The sequence below is a fragment of the Brevundimonas guildfordensis genome, from assembly GCF_014836405.1.
Classification (GTDB): Bacteria; Pseudomonadota; Alphaproteobacteria; order Caulobacterales; family Caulobacteraceae; genus Brevundimonas; species Brevundimonas guildfordensis.
The window spans coordinates 842,040-857,513 of sequence record NZ_JACSQU010000001.1 but is presented as its reverse complement, the minus strand read 5'-3'; the positions used below and the strand labels follow the sequence as shown (position 1 = coordinate 857,513).

Genomic DNA, 15,474 nt, shown 5'->3' with positions numbered 1-15,474 from the left:
CGAAGGCCGATCAGGCCTTCATCGACCCCGTTTCGATATAGCGCTGGTGCCACGACAGCGCCTCGGTCAGCAGGTGCGGCGACTGCAGGCCGTACGACCCCTTCATGGCGCGGGCGTAGTAGTCGGCCAGCGCGTCGCGATAGTCGGGGTGGGCGCAGTTGGCGATGATGACCTTCGCGCGCTGCTTGGGCGACAGACCGCGCAGGTCGGCCAGGCCCTGTTCCGTGACGATGACCTGCACGTCCTGGGTGATGTGGTCGACGTGGCTGGCCATGGGGACGATGGCCGAGATCTTGCCGCCCTTGGCCGTCGACGGCGTGACGAAGCAGGAGATGTAGGCGTTGCGCGCAAAGTCGCCCGAACCGCCGATGCCGTTCTGGATGCGCGAGCCCATGACATGGGTCGAGTTGACGTTGCCGTAGATGTCGGCCTCGATCAGGCCGTTCATGGCGATGCAGCCCAGACGGCGGATGATCTCCGGGTGGTTCGAGATTTCCTGCGGGCGCAGGATGATCTTGCCGCGGAACTGCTCCATGCGGCTGTTCAGATCGGCGGCGGCCTCGGGGCTGAGCGAGAAGGCGGTGGCCGAGGCGACGGTCAGCTTGCCTGAATCGAGCAGGTCCAGCATCCCGTCCTGAAGCACCTCGGTATAGGCGGTCAGGTTCTCGAACGGACTGTCGGCCAGCCCCGCCAGCACGGCATTGGCGACATTGCCCACGCCCGATTGCAGCGGCAGCAGATGGGCGGGCAGGCGCCCGACCTTCACCTCATGCTGCAGGAACTCGATCAGGTGGCCGGCGATGGCGTTGGCCGATGCGTCCGGCGCGGCGAAGGGCAGGTTGCGGTCCGGGCTGTCCGTCTCGACGATGGCGGCGATCTTGGACGGATCGACGCGGAAGACCGTCTCGCCGATCAGGTCGGTCGGCTTGGTCAGAGGGATCGGCACCCGGTTCGGCGGCAGGGCGGTGCCGTAGTAGATGTCGTGCATCCCTTCCAGCGCCGCATTCTGCCAGCTGTTGACCTCAAGGATGATGCGGTCGGCGCGATCCAGCCAGGTCTTGTTGTTGCCGATGGAAGACGAGGGGATCAGCGCCCCATCTTCCCGGATGCCAGACACCTCGACCACAGCGGTCTCCAGCGGGCCGAGGAAGCCCTGCCAGGCCACCGGCGCCACCTGCGACAGGTGCATGTCGAGGTATTCCATCTCGCCCTTGTTGATCTTCTCGCGGGCGATGGGGTCGGAGTTGTAGGGCAGGCGGAACTCGATGCCGTCAGCCTTGGCCAGGGCGCCGTCCAGCTCGGGGCCGGTCGAGGCGCCGGTCCAGACCTTGAGGCGGAACGGGTTGCCGGCTTCACGCTCGGCCTCGATACGTTCGGCCAGCGCCACGGGAACGACCTTGGGATACCCCGAGCCGGTAAAGCCGCTCATGCCCACAGTCGAGTTCGCCGGGATCAGCGCGGCGGCGTCCTGGGCGGACATGATCTTCGACTTGAGGGCGGCGTTACGGACGCGGGACATCGCAAACCTGTCGGTTGGAGCCGGGGAGGGCTCGGAAATCACGGAGGACATAGGGGCCGCATCACCCTGATTCCAATACGGCTTTGGTCGTAACGCTGCGGGATCACAAAGGCGTTAGCCGCCCGGCTTCCAAGCCGCTGGCGGGTTGGTGTTGACCATCCAGGGGATGCCGAACCTGTCGGTCAAGCTGCCGAAGCCGGGCGACCAGAAGGTTTCGGCGAAGGACATGCCGACCTTGCCGCCTTCGACCAAGGCGTCGAAGACCTCGCGCGCATTGGCCAAGTCATCGGTGTGATAGGACACGTCGAAACCATTCTTGGGCTTGCCGATGTTCGGCGCGAACTCGGGCGGCATGTCGGCGCCCATGATGGCCTGGTCCCCGACCTCCAGCCAGCCGTGCATCAGCCAGTCCTTGTACTTCGGATCGATCGGCATGTCGGGCGGGCCGTCGCCGAACGGAAAGGCGGCCGTGACCTTGCCGCCCAGCACGCGGGCGTAGAACTCCAGCGCCTCGCGGCACTGGCCCTGAAAGCTGAGGCTGGTGACGATCTTCATGGGATTCTCCATCGGGTGGAGGCGAAACGCGCCAGGCGAGGGTCGTTTCCCGGCGCTTTCCCCGCTGACGGAACAGGACTAGAACAAAGCCATGATCACCGCCGCTCTGATGATGCTCCAACTGTCCGCCGCACCTGCCGAGACCGCCTCGGTGGAGCGCACGCTGGACGCCATGCACGCCGCCGCCTCCGTCGCGGACGGCGAGACCTATTTCGCGACCTTCACGCCGGACGCCCGGTTCATCGGGACCGATGCGGGCGAGCGCTGGACCCTGCCGGAGTTCCGCACCTACGCCATGCCCTACTTCTCGCAAGGCAAGGGCTGGACCTATCGGCCGGTCACCCGAACCGTGACCATCGCGCCGATCGATTGCCGCTGCGTCGCCTGGTTCGACGAGGTGCTGGACAACGACGCTTACGGAACGACGCGCGGCTCGGGCGTGCTGCGCCTGACCGAGGATGGCTGGAAGATCGAACAATACGTCCTCAGCTTCGCCGTGCCGAACGACAAGGCGCGCGCCGTCGTCGACGCCATCAAGGCCGACTGATGGAGGTTCAGGACGACGCCTTCGTGCTGTCGGCGCGGGCGCATGGGGACACGGGGGCGGTGGTCGACCTGCTGACCGAGCGGCATGGCCGCCGCGCCGCCTATGTCGCGGGCGGGGCCTCGCGCAAGATGCGGCCCTTCCTGCAACCCGGAGCCCGCGTGGTCGCGGACCTGCGCGCGCGGACCTCGGATCAGCTCGGCTCGGCGCGGCTGGAGCCGGTGGGCGAGGGGCCGGCCGCCCTGTTCGACGATCCGCTGGCCTTGACCGGCCTCAGCGCCGCAGCGGCGGTGGCTCAGGGCGCCTTGCCGGAGCGAGAGCCGCATCCGGGCGCATTCTACGCCTTCGAGGCGCTGATGGGCGCCTTCGCTATGCCCGAGGTCTGGCCCGCCATCTTCGTGCGGTTCGAGGCCGGGTTGCTGGAGGATCTGGGCTTTGGGCTCGACCTTTCGCGTTGCGCCGCCACCGGCTCGATGGACGATCTGGTCTGGGTCAGCCCTCGCACCGGCCGGGCCGTCAGCCGCGAGGCGGGCGCCCCTTATGCCGACAAGCTGCTGGCCCTGCCGCCCTTCATGCTGGGGGCGCAGGCGGGGCTGGGCGAGGGCGACGTGAAGGCGGGGCTGGAGCTGACCGGACATTTCCTCGAGCAGTTCGTCTTCCACGCCCTGAACCGGCCCCTGCCGCCCGCCCGCGTCTGGATGATCGACAAGCTGGGCGAGGCGGGGCGGCTGTAGCGCCTGCGTTCATCCAGAGCCCCTTCGCGCCTTTCTGCACAGTTAGGCGCGCACAATCCCGGCGTCAGGCCTCGGCTGCGCTAGACTTTCCTCGTCCGATCATTGATTCGAAGCCGTATGACCATCCACACCCCGACGCCCGACGGCGGCCGCATCGTCGAAGAACCGATGGGCGAGGCGCTGTCGCGCCGCTATCTGGCCTACGCCCTGTCGACCATCACCAACCGCGCGCTGCCCGACGTGCGCGACGGCTTCAAGCCGGTGCACCGGCGCATCATGTACGCCATGCACCAGATGCGGCTGAACCCGCAGGCGGCGGCGCGCAAATGCGCCAAGGTCGTCGGCGAGGTCATGGGCGGCTATCACCCGCACGGCGACGCCTCCATCTATGAGGCGCTGGTCCGCCTGGCCCAGGACTTCGCCCAGCGCTATCCGCTGGTCGACGGGCAGGGGAACTTCGGCAACATCGACGGCGATAGCGCAGCGGCCATGCGCTATACCGAGTGCAAGCTGACGCCAGCCGCCGTCCTGCTGCTGGACGGCATCGACCAGGACGCGGTCGATTTTCGACCCACCTATGACGACCAGGACGAAGAGCCGGTGGTGCTGCCGGCGGGCTTCCCCAACCTGCTGGCCAACGGATCGTCGGGCATCGCCGTGGGCATGGCGACCTCGATCCCGCCGCATAACGTGGGCGAGCTGATCGACGCCTGCCATCTGTTGCTGGAGCGGCCAGACGCGACGACCGTCGATCTGATGCAGATCGTGCCGGGACCGGACTTCCCGACCGGCGGCGTGTCGGTCGAGAGCCAGGCCGCCATTCTGGACGCCTATGAGACGGGCCGCGGCGGCGTGCGCCTGCGCGCCAAATGGGTCGAGGAAAAGCTCGATCGCGGCGCCTATCAGATCGTCATCACCGAGATGCCGTACCAGGTGCAGAAGTCGCGCCTGATCGAGGCGCTGGCCGACCTGATCGAAAACAAGAAGGCGCCCTTGCTGGGCGACGTGCGCGACGAGTCGGCGGAAGACATCCGCCTGATCCTTGAGCCCAAGAACCGCACCATCGAGCCTGAAATGCTGATGGAAAGCCTGTTCAAGCTGTCCGATCTGGAGACGCGCTTCCCCATCAACATGAACGTGCTGGACGCCACCGGCACGCCGCGCGTCATGGGATTGAAGGAGTGCCTGCGGGCCTTCCTCGATCACCGCCGGGAGGTGCTGAACCGCCGCAGCCAGTGGCGCATCGCCCGCGTCGAAAAGCGCCTGCACCTGTTGGAAGGCCTGCGCATCGTCTTCCTGAACCTGGACGAGGTCATCCGCATCGTCCGCGAGGAAGAGCAGCCCAAGGCATCCCTGATCGCGACCTTCGGGCTGAGCGAGCTTCAGGCCGACTTCATCCTCGACACCCGCCTGCGTCAGCTGGCCCGTCTCGAAGAGATGACGATCGAGAAGGAATTCAACGAGCTGTCGGAAGAACTTGCTGCGTTGCAGGCGCTGACGTCTTCCGAGGCTAAACAGTGGAAAGCCATCGGCAAGGAGCTGGAGGCGGTGCGCAAGGCCTTGATCTCGCCGCGCCGCACCGTGATCGGCGAGGCGGTCGACGCCTCGGCCTTCGTCGCGCCGGAAGCCTTCATCCCGCGCGAGGCGATCACCGTCATCCTGTCGGATCGCGGCTGGATTCGCGCCGCCAAGGGCAAGGTCGACGATCCCTCCGAGCTGAAGTTCAAGGAAGGCGACAAGCTGGGCTTCCTGGTCCCGGCCTATACGACGGACAAGCTGCTGATCGGGGCGTCGGACGGTCGCATCTTCACCGTCGGCGCTGACAAGCTGGCCTCCGGGCGCGGCCACGGCGAGCCGCTGCGCCTGATGATCGACCTGGACGAGAAGGCCGACATCATCAACGTCGTGGCGCATGAGCCGGACGCCAAGCTGCTGATCGCGTCGAAGGCGGGCTATGGCTTCGTCGCGCCCGAGAACGATCTTCTGGCCCAGAAGCGCGGCGGCAAGCAGGTGCTGAACGGCGAGATGCTGGCCATGCTGCGCGTGCCCTCAAACCCCCAGGCCGACCACGTCGCCGTCATCGGCGAGAACATCAAGACGCTGGTCTTCACCCTCGCCGAACTGCCCGAAATGGGCCGGGGCAAGGGCGTGAAGCTGCAGAACTACAAGCAGGGCGGCCTGGCCGATGTGACGGTGTTCAACGCCGAGCAGGGGCCGGAATGGGTCGATGGCGGCGGCCGCCGCCGCAACTGGCCGGACTGGAAGGACTGGCTCGGCAAGCGCGCCGGCGCCGGACGGCAGGGTCCGAGAGGACTGCGGAAGTTTCGCTGAGCTGAACCCTCGCCCGGCGGGCGAGGGTGACAGCGAATTCATTGGGCGCGGGGGCGAAGGCCCCCCATATTCAGCCTGAAAATCTGGAGGAGGCTCAATGATCACCTTGATCGTCATCGGCGTCATCGTCGCCATTCTGCTGTTCGTCGTGGTCGGCGCCTACAACCGGCTGGTGAAGCTGGATCAGACGGCGAACCAGTCGTTCGCGGATATCGACGTGCAGCTGAAGCAGCGTCAGGACCTGATCCCCAACCTGGTCGAGACGGTGAAGGGCTACGCCACGCACGAGCGGGGCACCCTGGACGCTGTGACCCAGGCGCGCGCCGCCGCTGCGGGGGCTCGCACGGTCGATGAGAAGGTGCAGGCCGAGAACATGCTGACGGCGACGCTGGGCCGCCTGTTCGCCGTGTCCGAGGCCTATCCGGACCTCAAGGCCAACGCCAACTTCCAGCAACTTCAGATGGACCTGTCGGACATCGAGAACAAGCTGGCCGCCGCGCGCCGCTTCTTCAACAATGCGGTCAGCGAGTTCAACGCCGTGCGCCGTCAGTTTCCGACCGTCCTGTTCGCCGGGATGTTCGGCTTCGGCGCGGACAAGCCCTTCTTTGACGTGGGCGAGAGCGAGCGCGCCGGTCTGAACGCCGCGCCGCCGACGGTGCAGTTCTAAGCCCCAATGGCGGTTTTCGGTCAGGCCGTCGGCCTCAAGACCCACATCTGGCAGAACAACGCCCGGTCAGCGATCCTGCTGGCCGGGTTCCCGGTGCTGCTGGTCGGCATATTGTTCGGCGTCCAGGTGCTGATGATGGGGTTCGGCCTTCTGCCCAACTCGGGCGGGGACCTGGGGCAGGACCTGGCGCTGGCGGCGTCCATGCTGGGCTGGACCGTGCCCTTCGCCGCCATCGCCGCGGCGATCTGGTTCGTCATCGCCTATTTCGGCAACCAGATGATGATCGACGTCATGACGGGCGCGCGAAAGGTCGAGCGCCGGGTCGAGCCGGAGCTCTATAATCTGCTGGAGAACCTGGCGATCTCGCGCGGGATGAAGACGCCGACGCTGCGTATTATCGAGAGCCCGTCGCTGAACGCCTATGCGTCAGGCCTGCATGAGGGCAACTACAGCGTCACCGTCACGCGCGGCCTGATGCAGACCCTGAGCCGGGATGAGATGGAATGCGTCCTCGCCCACGAGCTGACCCACGTCATCAACAAGGACGTGCGAACGATGGTGATCGCCTCGATCTTTGCAGGCATCATCAGCGTGATCGCCGAACTGGTGTTCCGCAGCCTGTTCTACATGCGCGGCGGGCGCGGGCGGGACAACAAGAACGCCATGCCGTTGATCCTGATCGGCCTGGCCATCGGGGTGATCGGCTTTGGTCTGGCGGCGGTGATCCGCATGACCCTGTCGCGGACGCGTGAATATGTCGCCGACGCCGGGGCGGTTGAGCTGACCAAGAATCCCGACGCAATGATCTCGGCGCTGAGGAAGGTGTCGGGCCAGTCCAAGATCGAGGCGCCGGACGAACTGCGCGGCATGTTCCTGGACAATACGGCCGAGAAGACGGGGTTCTCGGGCCTGTTCGCCACGCACCCGCCGATTGAGAAACGTATCGCGGCGTTGGTGCAGTTCGCCGGCGGACGAGACGACGGGCCGTGGGGCGGGGCGTCCCCGACGACGGGCACGGCGGTGCCGACGACGTAATTCAGGGAGATCGGCTCTAGAGCCGCTCCCAGCCCCAGGGGCGCAGCGCCTCCAGCGGGCGGAACTCGGCCTTGTAGTCCATCTTGGGCGAGCCCTGGACCCAGTAGCCGAGATAGACGTAGGGCAGACCCACCGTCTCGGCCTGCTGCAGGTGGTCCAGGATGGCGAAGCGGCCCAGACTGCGGCGCTCCAGATCCGGCTCGAAGAAGCTGTAAACCATCGACAGGCCGTCATGCAGCAGGTCGGTCAGGCAGACGCCGACCAGACGACCGGGGCCGTCGTCGTGACTGGGCAGGCGATACTCGATCAGATGGGTGCGAACGGCGGTGTCCTCGACCATGGAGACATAGTCGGACCAGCCCATGTCGCTCATCCCGCCGCCGGGGTGGCGCGCGTTCAGATAGCGTTGCAGCAGGTCGAACTGCTCCATTGTCGCCTCGGCCTCGACCAGGTCGCGCGACAGGTCGGCGTTGCGGGCCAGGATGCGGCGGCGCGAGCGCGAGGGTTCGAAGTCCGCCACGGGAATGCGCACCGACACGCAGGCCGCGCAGGCCTCGCAGGCGGGGCGATAGGCGATGTTCTGGCTGCGGCGGAACCCGGCCTGGGTCAGGGCGTCGTTGACGTCCGCCCCGTCGCTGAACGGCAGATTGGCGAAGACTTTGCGCTCGAACTTGCCCGGCAGGTACGGGCAGGGGGCGCTGGCCGTCATGAAGAAGCGGAGCTGGCGCGAGAAGAAGTGCTGAGTCACGGCTGTCGCTCCGTGACGGTGTCAGCGCCCGCACAGGGGCTGGATGGGTACGCGCGGCTCATGTCCTGATTTGGCGCGCAACCAGCCGTTTTCGCAAGCCTTCTTCGCGCGGCGGGCGTATCGCCGCGCTTTCTCACAGGCTGGTGTCCGTGGGCAGGACCGGCGCTTCGCGCAGCAGGACGATGGCGATGCGACGGTTGCCCGCCAGGGACGGATCGTCCGGATACAGCGGATCGGACCCGGCCTTGCCCGCCACGGAGTAGACCCGGTCGGTGTTCACGCCCGCCCCCTGCAGCGTCAGGCGCGAAGCGTCGGCGCGGGCGGAAGACAGGGGCCAGTCCCCCGGGCTGCTGGCGCGGTTCGAGCCCGCGACGGCGTTGGTGTGGCCCGTGATCGAGATGCGGTTGGGCAGTTGGTTGATGACCTTGGCCACCGCGCGCAGCAGCAGCTGGGCGCGCGGATTGGGGCGAGCCGAGCCGTTCTCGAACATCGAGCGGCCTTCCTGATCCACCAGCTGGATGCGCAGGCCCTCGGGCGTCTGGTCGATGATCAGCTGTTTCGACAGTTCGGCCAGTTCCGGCATGGACTGCATCGCCTGACGCAGGGATTCGGCGGCGCTGGCGAAGTCGGCGGCCTCGCGCCGGGCGATCTCGGCGCGCAGGGCGGCCTCGCTGGCCGAGGCGAGGTTGGAGTTTTGCCCCGCTTCCTGCGGCGCGTCGGGTGCCTCTGGCGCCAGTTGTTCGATGACGGCGTTGGAGCCAGCGCCCTTGGCCCCTTCAGAATCGCCCAGAGAGGTACCGCCCAGGATACCGCCGGACCCCGAGGTCGAGGCCGAGACGTTGGCCGGGGCGAAATATTCGGCGATGCCGCGTTTCTGCTCCGGATCGGTCGTGTTGATCAGCCACATCAACAGGAAGAAGGCCATCATCGCGGTGACGAAGTCAGCGTAGGCCACCTTCCACGCGCCACCGTGGTGTCCGCCGCCGGAAACCTTCTTCACCTTCTTGATCAGGATCGGGCGATCGTTCAGCGCCATGGGGCGGGGTCCGTCTTAACCGTGTTCGTTCGCCCTAAATCCCACGCGGGGCTTAAGAAGCGGTTGCGGTGGTATGAGACGCATGCCGCACCCTTGCCGATGGCCGCAGCACGGCCTAGCTGAGGGCCATGTCCGACGCGTCCGCCTCATCCGCCGCCGAATTCGACCCTCGCGCCTATCGCCGGGCGCTGGGCGGGTTTGCGACGGGGGTGTGCGTGGTGACGGCCCATACGGTCGACGGCCCGCTGGGGATCACGGTGAACAGCTTCACCTCGGTGTCGCTGGATCCGCCGCTGGTGCTGTGGTGCATGGACATCAAGTCCGACCGACATGACGCCTTCGCCGGGGCCGAGCGCTTCGCCGTTCATATGCTGCCGGTCGAGGACAAGGCCATGTCCGACCGTTTCGCCTGGGGCGTGTGCCGTCTGTCGGACGATGAGTTCGCGGTTGATGATCCCGAGCCGCCGCGCCTGCTGAACGCGGTGACGCGCCTGACCTGTCAGACCCATGACCGCATCGTCATGGGCGATCACCTGGTCATTGTCGGCCGGGTCGAGGCGTTCGATACGCGGCCGGGCGACGCCCTGACCTATTTCCGAGGCAAGTACGGCAAGGCGGTCGATCCGACCGCCTGATTCTGGATAAAGGCTTAGCCCATCATCCGCGCGGCTTGAGGCGCGAAATAGCTGATGACGCCGGACGCCCCCGCGCGCTTGAAAGCGTGCAGGCTTTCCAGGATGGCGCGGTCCGGGTCCAGCCAGCCGTTGGCGAAGGCGGCCTGCATCATCGCGTACTCGCCCGACACCTGATAGGCGAAGGTCGGAACCTTGAACGTCTGCGACACCAGCCGGACGATATCCAGATAGGGCAGGCCCGGCTTGACGATCAGGGCGTCGGCGCCTTCCGACAGGTCCATCGCCACTTCGCGCAGGGCCTCTTCGGCGTTGGCGAAGTCCATCTGATAGGTCTTCTTGTCGCCGGTCAGGGATTTCGACGAGCCGACCGCGTCGCGATAGGGGCCGTAGAAGGCCGAGGCGTATTTGGCCGCATAGCTGATGATCAGGGTGTCGCTCAGGCCGTTGGCCTCCAGCGCCTCGCGGATGGCCTGGACGCGGCCGTCCATCATGTCGGACGGCGCCACGGCGTCGGCGCCCGCGTGGGCGTGGATGAAGGCCTGTTCGGCCAGTCGCTCCAGCGTCGGATCGTTGACGATGCGGCCGTCTTCCAGAACCCCGTCGTGGCCGTGGTCGGTGTAGCAGTCCAGCGCTACGTCGGTCATGACGCCGATCTCGGGCGCGGCGTCCTTGATGGCGCGGATGCAGTCGGGAATCAGGCCGTCCGGGTCGGTGGCGGCAGTGGCGACATTATCCTTCAGCCCGTCGTTCACATTGGGGAAGAGGGCGACCATCGGAATGCCCAGATCGCGCGCCTCGATGGCGGCCTTGGCGGCCTCCTTGGGCGACAGGCGGAAGACGCCCGGCATGGAGGCGACCGGCTGGCGGTCTTCCGGGCCGTCATGAACGATCAGCGGCCAGATCAGATCGGCGGGCGTCAGCGTCGTCTCGGCGACCAGACGGCGCACCCAGGGCTGCGAACGCAGGCGACGCGGGCGGGCGTAGGGGAAGGCGGCAGGCTGGAAGGGCATGGTCATGATGCGCGGCTTAAAACAAAGCGCGGGGAGAGGCAAAGATGTCCCCTTTCTCTCGTCATCCTCCGGCAAGCCGCGAAGCGGCGCGACCGGGGGACCCAGCGGCGCCCGTCAGGGCGAAAGATCCACACGCCGCATTTGCCGCAAGATCGCCTTCGGCGCCGCTGGGTCCTCCGATCTTCGCTGCGCTACGTCGGAGGATGACGAAAGGAGGGGAGGGCAGCGCGGGGTGACGCGCGCGCCGCCAGCCGTTAGAAGCGCCCCGAACGCCCCGTCAGAGGGCAGGCTGTAATGCGGGAGCTTTCATGGACTTCGCCCTCACCGACGATCAACGCGCCATTCAGGACGCGGCCCGCGCCTTCGCCGAGGCCGAACTGGCCCCGCATTCGGCCCGCTGGGACGAGGACAAGCATTTCCCCGTCGACGTGCTGAAGGCCGCCGCCGAGATGGGCTTCGCCGGCATCTATACGAGCGAGGAACACGGCGGCATGGGTCTGGGCCGGGTCGAGGCGGCGGTGATTTTTGAAGAACTGTCGCGCGGCGACGTGGCGACGGCGGCCTTCATCTCGATCCACAACATGGCGACGTGGATGATCGACAGCTTCGGCTCGGACGAGCTGCGGGCGCGCTTCGTGCCGTCGCTGGTCGGGATGGAGAAGATCGCCAGCTACTGCCTGACTGAGCCCGGCTCGGGCTCGGACGCGGCGGCGCTGCGGACGACCGCGGTGCGCAATGGCGACCACTATGTGCTGAACGGCGCCAAGGCGTTCATTTCCGGCGCCGGGACGTCGGACGTCTATGTCGTCATGGTCCGCACGGGCGGCGAGGGGCCCAAGGGCATCTCGACCCTCGTGGTCGAGGCGGGCACGCCGGGCCTGTCTTTCGGCGCCAATGAGAAGAAGATGGGCTGGAACGCCCAGCCGACCGCCGTGGTCAGCTTCGACGACTGCCGGGTGCCGGTCGCCAATCTGGTGGGCGAGGAAGGCGCGGGCTTCAAATACGCCATGGCCGGTCTGGACGGCGGGCGCCTGAACATCGCCGCCTGCTCGCTGGGCGGGGCGCGTCTGGCGCTGGAGACGGCGCAAGAATACGTCGCCGGCCGCAAGCAGTTCGGTCAGGCCATCGGCCAGTTCCAGAACACCCAGTTCGAGCTGGCGGACATGGCGACGGACCTTGAGGCCGCCCGTCTGATGGTGCTGCGCGGCGCCTGGGCCATCGACACCGGCCACGCCGAAAAGACCAAGTGGTGCGCCATGGCCAAGCGCCTGACGACCGACGCCTGCTTCCAGATCGCCGATCAGGCGCTGCAGCTGCACGGCGGCTACGGCTATCTGAAGGACTATCCGCTGGAGCGGATCGTGCGCGACCTGCGCGTTCACCGCATTCTGGAAGGCACGAACGAGATCATGCGGGTGATCATCGCGCGGGAGCTGGCGAAATGAGCGAACTCGAAGTCATCACCCGCATCGAGAACGGTGTCGGCCGCATCACCCTGAACCGGCCCAAGGCGATCCACGCCCTGAACCGGGCGATGTGCGAGGCGATGATCGAGGCGTTGTCGGCCTGGCGCGCGGACGACGCGGTTCAGTCGGTGCTGATCGACCACGCGGGCGAGCGCGGCTTCTGCGCCGGGGGCGACATCCGCATGATCGCCGAGAGCGGGGCGGGGGACGCGTCAGAAGCCAAGGCCTTCTTCAAGGCCGAGTATCAACTCAACCATCTGATGTTCGTCTATCCCAAGCCGATCACGGCGGTGGTGGACGGCATCGTCATGGGCGGCGGCGTGGGCATCAGCGAACCCGCCGACGTCCGCATCGCCACCGAGCGCACCACCTACGCCATGCCTGAAACCGGCATCGGCCTGTTCCCCGACGTGGGCGGCGGCTGGTTCCTGCCGCGTCTGCCGGGCCAGACCGGCGTCTGGCTGGCGCTGACCGGCGCGCGGCTGAAGGCGGCCGATACCGTGGCGCTGGGCATCCATACGCACTTCGTGCCCAGTGAGGCTGTCGAGGGCCTGAAAGCCGACCTGCTGGCCGCGCCCGCCGATCCGCAAGCAGTCGCCGATCGCGCAGCCGGGGACGCTGGGCCGTCGCCGCTGGACGCGCACCGCGAGGCCATCGACCGCCTGTTCGCCTTTGATACGGTCGAGGAGATCGTCGCCGCGCTTCAGGCCGACGGTTCGGACTGGGCGCAGAAGCAACTCGACATCCTGAAGACCAAGTCGCCGCAGTCGCTGAAGGTGTCGTTGCGCCAGATTCGCACCGGCGCGACGCTGACCGACTTCGCCGACAACATGGCGATGGAATACGCCCTGGGCGGCCGCGTGGTTCAGACCCATGACTTCCAGGAGGGCGTGCGGGCCGTCATCATCGATAAGGATAATGCGCCGAAGTGGTCGCCGGCCGAGCTTTCTTCGGTTTCCGACGCCCGGATCGAGGCCTTGTTCGAGCCGCTGTCAGCGGCTGAGGCATGGAAACCGCTGATCGACTGATTTCGCGCAAGCTTTGTTGTCCGGGTCGGGGGAAAAGCCTATCTTGAAGAAATGAGTAAGCGCTGGACCCCCGAATCCTGGAGAAACAAGCCCGTCCTGCATATGCCGACGGACTATCCGGACGCCGCCGAACTGGTGCGCGTCGAAGACGAGCTGCGCGCGATGCCGCCCCTTGTCTTTGCGGGCGAGGCGCGCAAGCTCACCAGCCACCTGGCCCAGGTGGAGGCGGGCGACGCCTTCCTGCTGCAGGGCGGCGACTGCGCCGAGAGCTTCAAGGAGTTCTCGACCGACAACATCCGCGACACCTTCCGTCTGATCCTGCAGATGGCGGTCGTCCTGACCTTCGCCGGGCGCAAGCCGGTGGTGAAGGTCGGCCGCATCGCCGGTCAGTTCGCCAAGCCGCGCTCGTCGCCGGTCGAAGAGATCGGCGGGGTCGAGCTGCCGTCCTATCGCGGCGACATCATCAACGGCATGGGCTTCACGCCGGAAGAGCGCACGCCCGATCCGCAGCGCCTGATCCGCGCCTATAACCAGTCGGCCTCGACGCTGAACCTGCTGCGCGCCTTTGCGGGCGGGGGGTATGCCGACCTCTACAACATCCACCGCTGGACGCTGGGCTTCGCCGATGACGGCGCGGGCGCCGCTTATCGCGAGCTGGCCGACAAGATCACCGAGGCCCTGGCCTTCATGGAGGCGGTCGGCGTCACGCCCGAAACGCATCCCGACCTGTCGCGCGTCGAGGTCTTCACCAGCCACGAAGCCCTGCTGCTGAACGTCGAGAGCGCCCTGACGCGCCTGGACGGATCGTCTGGCGAATGGTTCGACACCTCGGCGCACATGCTGTGGATTGGCGAGCGCACGCGCCAGCTGGACGGCGCCCACATTGAGTTCATGCGCGGCATCTCCAACCCCATCGGGGTCAAGTGCGGGCCGACCATGACGGCGGACGACCTGCTGCCGCTGATCGACGCCCTGAACCCGAACAACATTCCGGGCCGCCTGACGCTGATCGGCCGTTTCGGCCACGACAAGGCGGGCGACCGCCTGCCGGGCCTGATGCGAGCGGTGAAGGCGGCGGGCAAGCGCGTCATCTGGTCGATCGACCCTATGCACGGCAATACGCTGAAGGCCGGCAACGGCTACAAGACCCGGCCCTTCGACCGCGTCATGGGCGAGGTTCGCACATTTATTGATGTTGCGGAGGCCGAGGGCGTTCATCCCGGCGGCGTCCACCTGGAGATGACCGGCCAGAACGTCACCGAATGCATCGGCGGCGCCCAGGCGGTGACAGAGGACGACCTGTCGAGCCGCTATCACACCCACTGCGACCCGCGCCTGAACGCGGATCAGGCGCTGGAGCTGGCCTTCCTGGTCGCCGAGCGCCTCAAGGCCGGGCGGCAGGCCCGGTCCGAGGCCGCATGACGGCAGATGACGAAACGCCCGGCCGCGTCGCCTATCAGGGCGCGCCGGGCGCCTTCAGCCATGAGGCTTGTCTGGACCTGCGTCCGTGGGACGAGGCGGTCGGTTTTGAAACCTTTCAGGAGGCGATCGACGCCGTCCTGAGCGGCGACTGCCATTGCGCCCTGATCCCGGTCGAGAACTCGACCGTGGGCGTCGTCGAGCCCGCCGCCACTCTGGTGCGGGAGGCGGGATTGGTGGCGGTCAGCGACGCCTGGCGGCCGATCCGGTTGGCCTTGATGGGCGTACCTGACGCGCGCCTGTCTGACATCAAGACGGCCGAAAGCCACCCCGTCGCCCTGCAGCAATGCTCCAAGGCTCTGACCGAGATGAAGATCTCGGCGATTGAAGTGTTCGACACCGGGGGCGCGGCCGCCGCCGTCGCCGAGGCGGGAGACGTCTCGCGCGCCGCCGTGGCGCCAGCGCGCGCGGCCGAGGTTTATGGGCTGATCGTTCTGCGCAACGATTTGCAGGATTTCAGCGACAACCGGACGCGTTTTGTCCTGTTCACGGCCCCTGAGGCTTGACCGCGCATAGAATGTGCGCTTGTAAGGTTGGGTCGGATCAACCCTGATCCAGAAACTGGACCGGATTCATGTCCTCGCTGCGCGCACAAATGACCCTTGAAACCACCTCGCGCGCGGTGGCCGGCTTCTATTTTGGCTACGGCTATTACGGCTTTCGATACGCCGGCTGAGGCGTCGGGCT

General features: G+C 66.9%; 15 protein-coding genes. 10 read left to right on the top strand and 5 right to left on the bottom strand.

Going from position 1 to position 15,474, the window contains the following annotated elements; translation table 11 throughout:
- Nucleotides 1-10: 10 nt before the first annotated feature.
- Together H9656_RS04135 and H9656_RS04130 are read right to left on the bottom strand one after the other, a co-directional pair.
- Complete coding sequence (locus tag H9656_RS04135) at nucleotides 11-1,519, bottom strand: acetyl-CoA hydrolase/transferase family protein (RefSeq protein WP_191742976.1); 1,509 nt, start codon at nucleotides 1,517-1,519, stop codon at nucleotides 11-13.
- Between the two features lie 114 nt (nucleotides 1,520-1,633).
- The gene (locus H9656_RS04130) at nucleotides 1,634-2,074 is read right to left on the bottom strand and encodes a VOC family protein (RefSeq protein WP_191742975.1); all 441 of its coding nucleotides are present in this window, start codon (nucleotides 2,072-2,074) and stop codon (nucleotides 1,634-1,636) included.
- A gap of 91 nt (nucleotides 2,075-2,165) precedes the next feature.
- Here H9656_RS04130 and H9656_RS04125 point away from each other — a divergent pair, with 91 nt between their 5' ends.
- The 5 genes from H9656_RS04125 (at nucleotide 2,166) to H9656_RS04105 (ending at nucleotide 7,385) form a co-directional block, all read left to right on the top strand.
- Nucleotides 2,166-2,621, top strand: a complete 456-nt coding sequence (locus H9656_RS04125; RefSeq protein ID WP_191742974.1) for a nuclear transport factor 2 family protein — start codon at nucleotides 2,166-2,168, stop codon at nucleotides 2,619-2,621.
- Nucleotides 2,621-3,352, top strand: a complete 732-nt coding sequence (gene recO, locus H9656_RS04120; protein WP_191742973.1) for a DNA repair protein RecO — start codon at nucleotides 2,621-2,623, stop codon at nucleotides 3,350-3,352. Before H9656_RS04125 ends, recO begins: the two co-directional genes overlap by 1 nt.
- Nucleotides 3,353-3,469: 117 nt before the next feature.
- Nucleotides 3,470-5,683 carry a DNA topoisomerase IV subunit A gene (gene parC, locus H9656_RS04115; RefSeq protein WP_191742972.1) on the top strand — a complete coding sequence of 738 codons (2,214 nt, stop codon included), beginning with the start codon at nucleotides 3,470-3,472 and terminating at the stop codon, nucleotides 5,681-5,683.
- Between the two features lie 97 nt (nucleotides 5,684-5,780).
- Entirely contained in the window at nucleotides 5,781-6,350 is a 570-nt protein-coding gene (locus H9656_RS04110; RefSeq protein WP_191742971.1) for a LemA family protein, read from the top strand.
- 6 nt (nucleotides 6,351-6,356) lie between these two features.
- Nucleotides 6,357-7,385: a M48 family metallopeptidase gene (locus H9656_RS04105; protein ID WP_191742970.1), complete on the top strand. Its 1,029-nt coding sequence runs from the start codon at nucleotides 6,357-6,359 to the stop codon at nucleotides 7,383-7,385.
- Nucleotides 7,386-7,401: 16 nt separating this feature from the next.
- Here H9656_RS04105 and H9656_RS04100 read toward each other — a convergent pair whose 3' ends face one another.
- Nucleotides 7,402-8,133, bottom strand: coding sequence for an arginyltransferase (locus H9656_RS04100; RefSeq protein WP_191742969.1), 732 nt, complete (start codon nucleotides 8,131-8,133; stop codon nucleotides 7,402-7,404).
- Nucleotides 8,134-8,266: 133 nt separating this feature from the next.
- Nucleotides 8,267-9,169, bottom strand: coding sequence for a flagellar motor protein MotB (locus H9656_RS04095; protein ID WP_191742968.1), 903 nt, complete (start codon nucleotides 9,167-9,169; stop codon nucleotides 8,267-8,269).
- A 128-nt stretch (nucleotides 9,170-9,297) separates the two neighbouring features.
- On the opposite strand from H9656_RS04095, the gene H9656_RS04090 reads away from it, so the two are divergent.
- The gene (locus tag H9656_RS04090) at nucleotides 9,298-9,804 is read left to right on the top strand and encodes a flavin reductase family protein (protein ID WP_191742967.1); all 507 of its coding nucleotides are present in this window, start codon (nucleotides 9,298-9,300) and stop codon (nucleotides 9,802-9,804) included.
- Between the two features lie 14 nt (nucleotides 9,805-9,818).
- Here the strand turns inward: H9656_RS04090 and hemB are convergent, their stop codons facing one another.
- Entirely contained in the window at nucleotides 9,819-10,820 is a 1,002-nt protein-coding gene (hemB, locus tag H9656_RS04085) for a porphobilinogen synthase (RefSeq protein WP_191742966.1), read from the bottom strand.
- 302 nt (nucleotides 10,821-11,122) lie between these two features.
- On the opposite strand from hemB, the gene H9656_RS04080 reads away from it, so the two are divergent.
- From H9656_RS04080 to H9656_RS04065, 4 genes are read left to right on the top strand one after another with little or no spacing between them, the layout of a single operon-like run.
- Nucleotides 11,123-12,259, top strand: a complete 1,137-nt coding sequence (locus H9656_RS04080; RefSeq protein WP_191742965.1) for an isobutyryl-CoA dehydrogenase — start codon at nucleotides 11,123-11,125, stop codon at nucleotides 12,257-12,259.
- Complete coding sequence (locus tag H9656_RS04075; RefSeq protein ID WP_191742964.1) at nucleotides 12,256-13,308, top strand: enoyl-CoA hydratase/isomerase family protein; 1,053 nt, start codon at nucleotides 12,256-12,258, stop codon at nucleotides 13,306-13,308. The genes H9656_RS04080 and H9656_RS04075 overlap by 4 nt, the downstream gene beginning before the upstream one ends.
- A gap of 51 nt (nucleotides 13,309-13,359) precedes the next feature.
- Nucleotides 13,360-14,730, top strand: coding sequence for a class II 3-deoxy-7-phosphoheptulonate synthase (locus H9656_RS04070; RefSeq protein ID WP_191742963.1), 1,371 nt, complete (start codon nucleotides 13,360-13,362; stop codon nucleotides 14,728-14,730).
- Complete coding sequence (locus H9656_RS04065) at nucleotides 14,727-15,293, top strand: prephenate dehydratase domain-containing protein (protein WP_191742962.1); 567 nt, start codon at nucleotides 14,727-14,729, stop codon at nucleotides 15,291-15,293. Before H9656_RS04070 ends, H9656_RS04065 begins: the two co-directional genes overlap by 4 nt.
- The last annotated feature ends 181 nt before the right edge of the window (nucleotides 15,294-15,474 follow it).